The organism is Nitrospirillum amazonense, assembly GCF_007828035.1.
Lineage (GTDB): Bacteria > Pseudomonadota > Alphaproteobacteria > Azospirillales > Azospirillaceae > Nitrospirillum > Nitrospirillum amazonense.
The window spans coordinates 178,518-189,547 of the sequence record NZ_VITV01000007.1 but is presented as its reverse complement, the minus strand read 5'-3'; the positions used below and the strand labels follow the sequence as shown (position 1 = coordinate 189,547).

At 67.4% G+C, this 11,030-nt stretch carries 7 protein-coding genes; 3 read left to right on the top strand and 4 right to left on the bottom strand.

Annotated features, from left to right (window positions below; genetic code table 11):
- Positions 1 to 246 precede the first annotated feature (246 nt).
- A complete protein-coding gene (locus FBZ87_RS19790; protein ID WP_145612313.1) occupies positions 247 to 1,962 on the bottom strand; it encodes a thiamine pyrophosphate-dependent enzyme in 1,716 nt (571 codons plus the stop codon).
- 232 nt (positions 1,963 to 2,194) lie between these two features.
- On the opposite strand from FBZ87_RS19790, the gene FBZ87_RS19785 reads away from it, so the two are divergent.
- Positions 2,195 to 3,820 carry a fumarate hydratase gene (locus FBZ87_RS19785; protein WP_145612312.1) on the top strand — a complete coding sequence of 542 codons (1,626 nt, stop codon included), beginning with the start codon at positions 2,195 to 2,197 and terminating at the stop codon, positions 3,818 to 3,820.
- 256 nt (positions 3,821 to 4,076) lie between these two features.
- Positions 4,077 to 5,705, top strand: coding sequence for an EAL domain-containing protein (locus tag FBZ87_RS19780; RefSeq protein ID WP_145612311.1), 1,629 nt, complete (start codon positions 4,077 to 4,079; stop codon positions 5,703 to 5,705).
- Between the two features lie 73 nt (positions 5,706 to 5,778).
- Here the strand turns inward: FBZ87_RS19780 and FBZ87_RS19775 are convergent, their stop codons facing one another.
- From FBZ87_RS19775 to FBZ87_RS19765, 3 genes are all read right to left on the bottom strand, one after another.
- Positions 5,779 to 6,843, bottom strand: coding sequence for an HD domain-containing phosphohydrolase (locus FBZ87_RS19775; protein WP_145612310.1), 1,065 nt, complete (start codon positions 6,841 to 6,843; stop codon positions 5,779 to 5,781).
- Positions 6,833 to 8,896 (bottom strand): hybrid sensor histidine kinase/response regulator, encoded by a 2,064-nt coding sequence (locus FBZ87_RS19770; protein WP_186454855.1) that lies wholly within the window; start codon positions 8,894 to 8,896, stop codon positions 6,833 to 6,835. Before FBZ87_RS19770 ends, FBZ87_RS19775 begins: the two co-directional genes overlap by 11 nt.
- A gap of 310 nt (positions 8,897 to 9,206) precedes the next feature.
- Positions 9,207 to 9,578, bottom strand: coding sequence for a DUF4870 family protein (locus FBZ87_RS19765; RefSeq protein WP_145612308.1), 372 nt, complete (start codon positions 9,576 to 9,578; stop codon positions 9,207 to 9,209).
- A gap of 320 nt (positions 9,579 to 9,898) precedes the next feature.
- Here FBZ87_RS19765 and FBZ87_RS19760 point away from each other — a divergent pair, with 320 nt between their 5' ends.
- Positions 9,899 to 10,939, top strand: coding sequence for a Gfo/Idh/MocA family oxidoreductase (locus FBZ87_RS19760; protein WP_145612307.1), 1,041 nt, complete (start codon positions 9,899 to 9,901; stop codon positions 10,937 to 10,939).
- The last annotated feature ends 91 nt before the right edge of the window (positions 10,940 to 11,030 follow it).

The window sequence follows — 11,030 nt, the reverse complement described above, 5'->3', positions numbered from 1 at the left end:
CGCCGGCGGGCTGACGCGGGGGAGGACGCCGTGGGCGTGGGGCCGGACAGGCGCGCGTGCGACAACCGCGCTGGCAAAGCCAGCGTGGTCGGAAATCGGGTCGCTTTTCAAAGAGGGCGCGGGGTGGCGCGGCTGGTGGCGGTGGCCTTTTTTACGGCGTGGCTCCCTGCCTGCGATAGTAGTCGCGCGGCCACCGGCCGGCCTGTGACCAACCGGTGGCAATCAACCTTTGGCTGCGCGCCCGGATCAGGGGCGCACCGCCCCCTCCAGCAATTCCAGCACCTCCCCGCCCCGACCGGCCAGGATGCCCTTGGCGGAATAGAGGGCGGTGCCCACCACCTGGGCCATTTCCACCTTGGGCGGCATCACCAGCTCATAGCGGTCGACCTTCACATCCAGAAGGGCCGGGCCGGGGGTGGACAGCCAGTCGCGCACGGCGTTGTCCAGATCCTGTGGCCGTTCCACGCGGCGCCCCCAAAGGCCAATGGCCTCCGCCACCCGGGCGAAATCGGGATTCTTCAGGTCGGTATAGGTATCCAGCAGGCCTTCCACCTTCTGTTCCAGTTCCACGAAGCCCAGCGAGCCGTTGTTGTAGACCACCACCTTGATGGGCAGGTTTTCCTGCACCGTGGTCAGCAGGTCGCCCATCAGCATGGCCAGGCCGCCGTCGCCGGAGAGGGAGATGACCTGCCGGCCGGGGAAGGCGGCCTGGGCGCCCAGGGCCTGGGGCATGGCGTTGGCCATGGTGCCATGGCTGAGGCTGACGACGGTGCGGTTTTGGCCCGTGGCCGGCACATGGTGTAGGCACCACACCATGGGCGACCCGCCGTCGGCGGTGAATACGGCGTCGGCTGCGGCGTGGCGCGCCACCGTCTCCGTCAGGTATTGCGGGTGAATGGTGTCGCCCTCGCCGGCCACGGCGCGCTTCTCCAGCTTGGCCTCGGCCTTGGCGGCATGGTCCAGCGCCGCGTTCAGGAAGGTGCGGTCCTCACGCGGGGTCAGGCGAGGCAGCAGCGCCTCCAGTGTCGGCGCGACATCGCCCACCACGCCCAGATCCACGGGGTGGCGACGGCCCAGGTGGGCGCCGTCGATGTCCACCTGGATGATGGTGGCCTTCTGCGGATAGTACTGCCGCCAGGCGAAGTCGCAGCCCAGCAGCAGCAGCGTGTCGCAGTCCATCAGCGCCTGATAGCCGCCGGCCGTGCCGAAGATGCCGGTCATGCCCACGTCATAGGGGTTGGCCGGCTCCAGGAAGTCCTTGGCGCGGGAGGTGCGCGCCACCGGCGCCTGCAATCGTTCCGCTATCGCAACGACCTGGTCATGGGCATTTTCGCATCCCGCTCCGCCATAGATGGCGATCTTGCCGCCGGCGTTCAGAAGCTCGGCCATGCGGTCCAGCTCGCCCTCGCTGGGACGCACGACCGGCCGTGTGCGATGGGCGGTGAAGGCGGGCTCCTCCGGCGCGTCGGCGCTGGAGACATCCACAGGCACGATCAGCACGGCCACCCCGCGCTTGGTCAGCGCCGCCTGGGCCGCCATGGCGGTCATGCGCCGCGCCTGCGTGGGGGTGCGGATCTCCTCGCAAAAGACGCTGGCGGCCTTGTACACCGCCTTGAAGTCGACCTCCTGGGGGAAGTCGAAGCCCAGCTCATCCCGCGTGATCTGGCTGGCGATCAGCACCACGGGGGCGCGGTTGCGATGGCTTTCATACAGGCCGTTGATGAAGTGCAGGCCGCCCGGTCCGCAGGATCCCGCGCACAACGCCAGTTCGCCCGTCAGCAGGGCGTCGGCCCCGGCTGCCATGGCGCCCGCCTCTTCATGGCGTACATGGACCCAGCGCATCTCGCTGCGGCGGATGGCGTCGGTGACGTGGTTCAGGGTGTCACCCGGCACGCCATAGCAACGCCGGGCGCCGGCGTCGAACAGGGTTTCCACGATGATGTCGGCGACGCTGCGGCTCATGCCTCTTCCTCCTCTATGGACGGGGCAATAACGCCGGAGGGGGGCGGGAAGGTTCCGGGTGCGGCGAAGCCGCGCACGCTGGTTGGGGTGTCAACATAAGGGGGAGGTGTTGCGCGCGGCGCAGATGACAGGGGCGGACGGGTGGCGTAAGGTCCCCGCCGGCCACGGGAGCCGCCCGTGACCAGGGCCCGCCGGAACGCACCGGCCGGGCCGGATTATCGGGAGAGCCCCAATGCCAGACGTCGGCGGTGAAAGCCGGGAGTTCACGCTGTTCCCCGTGGCCAAGGACGCCACCAGCTACCGCAAGCTGACCAGCGACTACGTGTCGACCACGACCTTCGACGGGGAAGAGGTCCTGAAGGTCGAGCCCGAGGGCCTGCGCCTGCTGGCCGAACAGGCCTTCATCGACATCAACCACCTGCTGCGCCCCGGCCACCTGGCCCAGCTGCGCGCCATCCTGGATGATGCCGAGGCGTCGCCCAACGACCGCTTCGTGGCGCTGGACCTGCTGAAGAACGCCTCCATCGCCGCCTCCGGCATCCTGCCCATGTGCCAGGACACCGGCACGGCCATCATCATGGGCAAGAAGGGCCGCCGCGTCTGGACCAAGGGCGGTGACGAGACCGCGCTCGGCAGCGGCGTGCTGGACGCCTACGCCAAGCGCAACCTGCGCTACAGCCAGGTGGCGCCGCTGTCGATGTACGAGGAAAAGAACACCCGCACCAACCTGCCGGCGCAGGTGGACATCTACGCCGAGGGTGACGACGCCTATAAGTTCCTGTTCATGGCCAAGGGCGGCGGCTCGGCCAACAAGACCTTCCTGTTCCAGGCCACGCCGTCGGTGCTGGCGCCCGACCGGCTGCTGCCCTTCCTGGAAGAGAAGATCAAGTCGCTGGGCACCTCGGCCTGCCCGCCCTACCACCTGGCCATCGTCATCGGCGGCACCAGCGCCGAAATGAACCTGAAGACGGTGAAGCTGGCCTCGGCCCGCTATTACGACGGCCTGCCCACCCAGGGCTCGGAAAGCGGCCACGCCTTCCGCGACCTGGAGATGGAGGCCGCCGTCCACAAGCTGAGCCAGACCATGGGCATCGGCGCGCAGTTCGGCGGCAAGTACTTCTGCCACGACGTGCGGGTCATCCGCCTGCCGCGCCACGGCGCCTCGCTGCCCATCGGCATCGGCGTCTCCTGCTCGGCCGACCGCCAGGCGCTGGCCAAGATCACCCGCGACGGCATCTTCCTGGAGGAGCTGGAGCACGATCCCGCCCGCTTCCTGCCGGAGATCGACGACAGCCAATTGGCGGGCGAGGTGGTGAAGATCGACCTCAACCGCCCCATGTCGGAAATCCGTGAGACCCTGTCGCGGTACCCCATCCGCACCCGCGTCTCCCTGACCGGCCCCCTGATCGTGGCCCGTGACAGCGCCCACGCCCGCCTGCGCGCCGGCCTGGAGGCGGGACAGCCGTTGCCCGACTATTTCAAGAACCACCCCATCTATTACGCCGGCCCGGCCAAGACGCCGACGGGCTATGCCTCCGGCTCCTTCGGGCCCACCACGGCCGGCCGCATGGATAGCTTCGTTGACCAGTTCCAGGCGGCGGGCGGTTCCTTCGTCATGCTGGCCAAGGGCAACCGCAGCCCGGCGGTGCGCGATGCCTGCAAGAAGCACGGCGGCTTCTATCTGGGCAGCATCGGCGGTGCCGCCGCGCGCCTGGCCCAGGACTGCATCAAGAAGGTGGAATGCATCGCCTTCGAAGATCTGGGCATGGAAGCCATCTGGCGCATCGAGGTGGAGGACTTCCCCGCCTTCATCGTCATCGATGACAAGGGCAACGACTTCTTCCAGGAATTCACCTGAATCCGGAAGGGGGTTTCGGCCCGAGGTGCGCGACTTGAAGAAGGCCGGTCCCGTCGGGATCGGCCTTTTTCTTTGGACAGTGCAAACCCGGGCGGCCGCCCGGGCGTTATGGGTGAAGCCACGGGATCGACCTCGGATTGAAGTTATGGGCGGTCCCACCATTATGCGTATGCCCATCGGGCGGTCTTAGCCTTTTCTTAACCACGCGCCTTCTAAGGTGGCGAGATTGGATCGGGACAGCATGGGGGCAGTTGCCATGCCGGGATTGTTGAGCCGCATCATCGCCTGGTTTTCGGAAGAGCCGGCGCCTGGCGCCGGGCGTGGCATGATGGTTCCCAATCCCGACGCCGCCCTTGATCTGGACGCCGGCGGCTTGGGCCCGGAGGAGGTTGTCTTCCGTCAGCGTCTCAAGGCCGTGCTGGGGCCGCGCAAGGCCGCCGCCGCCGGCTGTGTCCAGTTCGTCGGCCTGGAAAGCCTGAAGGAAAGGCTGGGGCCGCGCTGGAATGGGGTACAGGCCCGGGTGCACGGCATGATCGAGAAGCTGTTGCGTCAGAACCTGACGGCGGATGACGTCTTTTACGGCTACGGCACCGAGACCTACGTGGTCGTCTTCGCCCGGCTGAACCCCATCCAGGCCGGCCTTGTGTGCGCCAAGGTGATGCAGGAGCTGCAGCGCCTGCTGTTGGGCGAGCCGGACCTTGCCAGCATTGTCGTGCGCACGGCCGCGCGCGAGGCCTCGGGCGACCTGGTGCTGAAGCCCGAGCGGCTGGCTGACCTGCTGGCCAGGATGGTGGCGCACGTCCAACAAACAGCGCCGTTGGCGCCGGCCGGCGGCGCCGCCGAAACGCCGGAACAGCCGCCGTCCTCGGGCCGCTCCCCGGCGCCTCAGCCATCGTCGCAAGCCCTTCTTTCGCAATCTCCCCCTTCGCAGTCTTCGTTGTTGCAGGCCCCCTTGTCGCAGGCCCCCTTTTCGCAGGCCCCCTTGTCGCAGGCCCAGGCCGCGGCCGCGCTGGCCGAGGTTGGGCGGGGACAGGCCGTGGCCGCCGCCGCCGTCGCCGCGACCAAGGGCGGCGATGATGACCCCTGGGCCCATTTGCGCCCGGTACTGGGCCCGCTGGAGGTGGTGTACCGCCCCGTGTGGGACGTGCGGGGCCAGGCGCTCAGCCTTTACATCGCCAGTCCCCGCCGCCAGCGGGTGGGGGGGCGCCATCATGTTTATGGCTATGACACGCTGACACCGCCGGCCGGCGGTGTCGCCTCCGTCGGCACCGCCAACGGATTGCAGGAAATCCTGGATCTGGATCGTGAGACCCTGCGGCAGGCGGTGGATGCCTATCTGGAGCTGTACGATAACCGCTTCCGCTATTATCTGGCCCTGCCGGTGCATTTCGAGACGCTGGCGGGAACCGGCCGCCGCCGCGCCTATCTGGATCTGGCCAGCCATGTCCCTGCCCATCTGCGACCCTTCATCACCTACCAGCTGATGGGCGTGCCGGATGGTGTGCCGGTGGGCCGGCTGACGGAGCTGGTCAGTGCCCTGCGGCCCATGGGCCGGGGCGTGACGATTTGCGCGGACGTGTCATCCCAGGCCCAAGCCACCTTCGCCGCTGCGGGCGTGAAGGGGGTGAACGTCTCCCTTGGCGGCTCCATCCCGCGCGGCCGGCTGATCCAGGATCTCTATCTCGCGGGGGCGGAGGCCCGCCGTCGCGGGCTCCATATCCTGGTCGACGGCATCGACACGCCGGAGATGGAACAGGTGGCGGAAGAAGCGGGCTGCACCTTCATGACGGGCGACCTGATCGGCCCGTGGGTGGATTTCCCGGGCCATGCCACCCGGCTGTCACGCTCCGACGTTCTCGATCAAGCCATGCCGCTGGATCGCTGAGCATGGCCGGCTCTGGCCCGCCAACGGCGCGGCCCCGGCAAATGGTGCGGACGGTGCCGCGCCGGCGGGGGCGTCACACCCCGACCTCCACCCGCAGCGCCAGCAACTCGTCCAGGTTGGACAGGACCAGATCGACCAGTACCGGGTCGAAGTGGCGGCCGGACTGGGCACGCAGGTGGTCCGAGACCTGGCCCGCCGTCCAAGGCTCTTTATAGGGACGGCGGGACAGCAGGGCGTCGAACACGTCGGCCACGGCGACGATGCGGCCGGACAGCGGAATGGCCTCGCCCGCCAGGCCCTGAGGATAACCGCTGCCGTCCCACTTTTCATGATGGGAGACCGCGATTTCGGCCGCCAGATCCAGGACGGGAATCTTGCTGCCTCTCAGGATGCCGGCGCCGGCGTCGGCGTGGGTCTTCATCACCTGCCATTCCGGATCACTCAGCTTTCCGGGCTTCAGCAGGATGGCGTCGGGAATGGCGACCTTGCCGATATCGTGCAGGGGGGCGGCGCTGGCCAGCAATTCGGCGTCCGGCTCCAGCCAGCCCGCCAGGCGGGCGATGCGACCGGAGAGGGCGCCGATGCGGTTGACGTGGCGGCCGGTCTCGTCATCGCGGAACTCTCCCACGGCGCACAGGCGCCGCACCACCTCCAGGTGGGTGTGCTCCAGGTCGCGCGTGCGCTGGGCCACGGCCGCCTCAAGGCGGCTGGCCTGGGCTTCCTTGTCCCGCAGCAGCATCTGCAGTTCCAGCAGGTTCTGCACGCGGGCCAGCATCTCCCATAAGGCGAAGGGCTTGGAAATGAAGTCCCGGGCGCCGGCTTCCAGCGCCGTGCGGCGGGTCTGCTCATCGCCTTGCGCCGTCACCACCAAAATGGGCGGGCGCTGGCCCGGACTCAGCGCATGGGCGGCGCGGATGAAGGCGGGACCATCCATGCCGGGCATGCGGAAGTCCAGCAGGATGAGGTCCGGCGCCAGGGAACCGTACAGCGCCAGGCCCTCACGCGGGTTGCAGGTGCCCGTGATGTTGGTATAGCCGGCCGCGGCCAGCACGCCCTCCATCAGTTCTACATTGGCGGCGAGGTCGTCCACCACCAGGATGCGGGCGTTCTTGACCAGGTCGGTGGCGTCAAACGGCATCGACCGGCTCCATCGCGTCGGCCAAGGCCTCCATGAACTCCTGCACGTTCAAAGGCTTGGTCAGGTACCGGCGGAATCCGGCGCGCAGGCCTTTCTCAATTTCGCGGGGCAGGGCGTTGGCGCTCAGGGCCAGGACGGGAATGTCGCGGGTCTCCTCCCGGTCCTGCAGCCGGGCCAACACGTCGAAGCCGCTCATACCCGGCAGGTTGATGTCCAGCACGATGACGTCGGGCTGATGGCCCATGGCCAGATCCAGGCCCGTCACCGGGTCGGCGGCGATCAGCAGCTTGGTGTCCGGCACGGTGTCCATCAGGTCGCGCATCAGCTGGATGTTGGACGGGTTGTCCTCGACATACAGCATGGTGCGGGGCCGGGTCTGCGCCAGCGGATTGTTTTCGGCACCGGGCGCCCGCGGTTCGGGGATCACGTTCAGGGCTACCGGCAGGCTGACGGTGAAGGTGCTGCCCTCACCCAGCACGCTGGCCACTTCGATCGTGCCGTCCATGGCCGACAGCAGCCGGCGGGTGATGGTCAGGCCGATGCCCGTGCCCGGAATGTCGCTGTATTCCTGGCCCAGGCGGTTGAAGGGCTGGAACAGGTCGCCCAGCTTGTCCGGCGCGATGCCCTCGCCCGTGTCCTGCACCGACAGCGACAGCCGGCCTGGCGTGGAGGCCGCGCCCAAAGTGATGCGCACGGTGCCGCCGGGGCGGTTATACTTCACGGCGTTGGACAGCAGGTTGCTGACAACCTGGATCAGACGGGTGCGGTCGGCCAGGACGGGCGGGGCCGCTTCGGGCAAAACGGCGGCGATGGCCACCCGCGCCTTTTCCGCCACCGGCTGCAAGGCGTTCAGCACATCCTCCACCACCAGGCGGGGATCCACCGGTTCCAGCGACAGCGTCAGTTGCCCGGCCTCGATGCGGGCCAGGTCCAGCACCTCATCGATCAGACGCAGCAGGTGGTTGCCGTTCTTGACGATCTGCTGAACGCCCCGTTCCTGCTTGGGCGTCATCGGCTCGCGCGCCTTGTTGTATTCCATCAGTTGGGCGAAGCCGAGGACGGCGTTCAGCGGCGTGCGCAGTTCATGGCTCATGCTGGCCAGGAACTCGGACTTGGCCTGGTTGGCGGCCTCGGCCCGGCTGCGGGCGGCGGCCAGGTCGCGTGTACGCTCCGCCACCGCTTCCTCCAACCCCTCGCGCACGCGCAGCAGTTCCTCCTCCGCCCGCCGGCGCTCCTCCACCTCAGCCTCCAAGGCGCGGTTGGCCGCCTTCAGGCGCTGGGCCTCACGCTCGGCGGCGGCGTTCAGACGGCGATCGGCGAACGCGGTCACCAGTGCCAGCATCAGCAGGCCATAGGTGGCGCCGGCGACAATGATGGCCAGCGGCCCGCGATCCACGTCCGCCGGGGCGGGGGCCAGAGGGTCCAAGGTCAGCACCGTGGCCGTCATGCCGGTGTAGTGCATGCCGCAGATGGCGACACCCATGATCAGGGCGGCCAGCGCGCGGTGCCAGCCGTGCTTCAGGCTGACGGAAAGCATCAGGGCCACCGTGGCGGCGGCCATGGCGACCAGGACGGACAGGGCGAACAGGCCCGGGCGATAGGCGATCCGGCCCGGCACCTCCATCGCGGCCATGCCGGTGTAATGCATGGCGGCGATGCCCAGACCCACCACCGTGCCGGCCAGCGTGAAACGGGTGACGCTGTTGCGGCCGTGGCGCACCGCTTCCAGGCCCAAGGCGACGAAAACGATGGCGGTCAGCAGTGACGCCAGGGTCAGCGTGGGCTCCCACGCGACGGGCAAGGCCACCTGGAAGGCCAGCATGCCGATGAAATGCATGGCCCAGATGCCGCCGCCAAGCGCACTGGCGGCGCCCAACTGCCAAGCTAGGCGGGAACGGCCGGTCGAACCGGTCATGCGTTCCGCCATGTTCAGGGCGACGAAGGAGGCGAAGACGGCGGTCAAGTATGACAGCAGCACCAGCCACGGGTTGTGGCTGAAAGCGATGCCTTGATCATCGGTGCTGAAGCATAAACCGGGGAAAACCACCCGCATAGACATGCCCCCAAGTATTCCGCGTGGCCAAGTGTTCCCCGTGGCGACACGGACGGCAGGCGCCGAGACCCACCCCCCAGCGCCTCATATTCTTGGCGAAACCACCTGGCTGCGACCGATGGTTTGCCAGAAAAACATTAAGGACTATACCATCGTGCCGGTGGGGCACCATGCTTTGAATGCGTTATTGCCTGGGAACAGTATATAAAGCGTTACCGCCGTCGGCGATCACCGGGGCCGTGACCGGATACGGTCCGCGCGCCACCCGTCGGCATGCGTTGCCACGGCCGGGCTGGCGGCTATTCGTCGTTTATATCACCCAGCCTTGGGGGTTCAGGATGGGCTTGGCGTCAATGGCACGGGTCAGGGCCACCACCACCCGGACGACGGCCCAGATGCTGCCGATAAACAGGGTGATGAATTCCATGCCAACCACCCGTAGTGCCAGGGCGCAAAGGGTGAATAGCGCGCAGATCCAGAAGGTGCGGATGGCGAAGGTCATGTGGCCTTCGTAAATGGTGCCCGCGAAGTCCGGCCGCTTGATGTAGGCCATGACCAAGCCCAGCGGAAACGCCCCGACCAAATAGAGCAAATGAACAAGGATGGACCACAGCCTGGCTTTGTCGCCTTGGGTGGGCGCGGTGGGGGTGGGCGCGGTGGCGGGGATCCCGGCAAAGCTCATCACGCGTCCTTTGGGATTGGGTGAATACAAAATTAGGACTTCGGAACAGGAATTCGGAAATATGGCTTCAGAATAGGCATTCGATGAAGGCGCTAATTGATCGCCGTCAGTCCAGTATCGATACGTGCGGTGCCTTCTCGGAAAAGTCATATAGGGTCATCGTGCTTGCGCGCCACCAAATTTGAGAATTTTGATTGGAAATTATGGGTTAGGTTGCGATGTTAATTCATTAATAGGCAATTTTGTTTGATCTTATGGCGTTGGATACTGTAAATCGCTGGTTAATGTAATGTTTCCGCCCTTAAGGAGGAGCGTAGACGATGATTGGCACCGCCCTGTGCGCCTACGGCCTGTCCGGCCGGGTGTTCCATGCCCCCCTTATTCTGGCGGAGCCAGCCCTGGCGCTGCGCGCCATCCTGCGACGCTCCGGCGCCGATGGGACAGAGCCGGCCGGGGCCTGCGTGGTGGCGGACTTCCAGGCCATCCTGGACGACCCGGTCGTTGAGCTGGTGGTGGTCAACACCCCCAACGCCCTGCATTTCCCCATGGCCCAGGCGGCGCTTGCGGCGGGCAAGCATGTGGTGCTGGAAAAACCCATGACCATCACCCTGGAAGAGGGGCGCCAACTGATGGCCCAGGCCAAGGCGGCGGGCCGCCTGCTGGCCGTGTTCCACAACAAGCGCCTGGACGCCGAATACCTGACCCTGGGCCGTCACCTGGCCGCCGGCGACCTGGGCCGGCTGGTGGAGGTGGAATGGCACTACGACCGCTACCGCGCTCACGTGACGCACAAGGCCTGGAAGGAGGATGAGCAGCCGGGTGCCGGCACCTGGTTCGACCTGGGCGTCCATCTGGTGGACGGCATGCTGCGCCAGTTCGGCCGCCCCCTGTCGGTGGCGGCGGAGATGCGCTCACTGCGCCGGGCGGAGGGGGCGACCGATTATTTCGACGTTCGCTTCCGCTATGCCGACCACCGGGTCATCCTGCGGTCCAGCACCTATGTGCGCGAGCCGGGGCCGGTGCTGGTGGCCCATGGCGACAAGGGGTCCCTGGTCATTCCCAAGGGCGACGTCCAAGAGGCGCAAATGGCCGCCGGCCTGAAGCCGGGCGATGCCGGTTGGGCCGTGGTGGCTACACCCGCCCTGCTGCATACCGAGCGCGCCGGCGCGGTGGTGCGGGAAGAGGTGGCGCTTGAGGCCGGCCGCTACCAGGACTTTTACCGCAACGTGGCGGACGCTCTGGCCGGCCGGGCCCCTCTGGCCTTCGGGCCGGGGCCGGCCTTCGAGGCCCTGGCCCTGGTCCATCGCGCCATCGAGGCGGCACGCCAGCCTGGCCTATCCTGCGACATCGCGTACGAATAGGGACGCAACGGGTTGATGAAATGGAAAAGGCCGGCATCGCGATCGGGCGACGCCGGCCTTTTCTTCAAGGCGCCGGGAGGGGGCCGGCGCC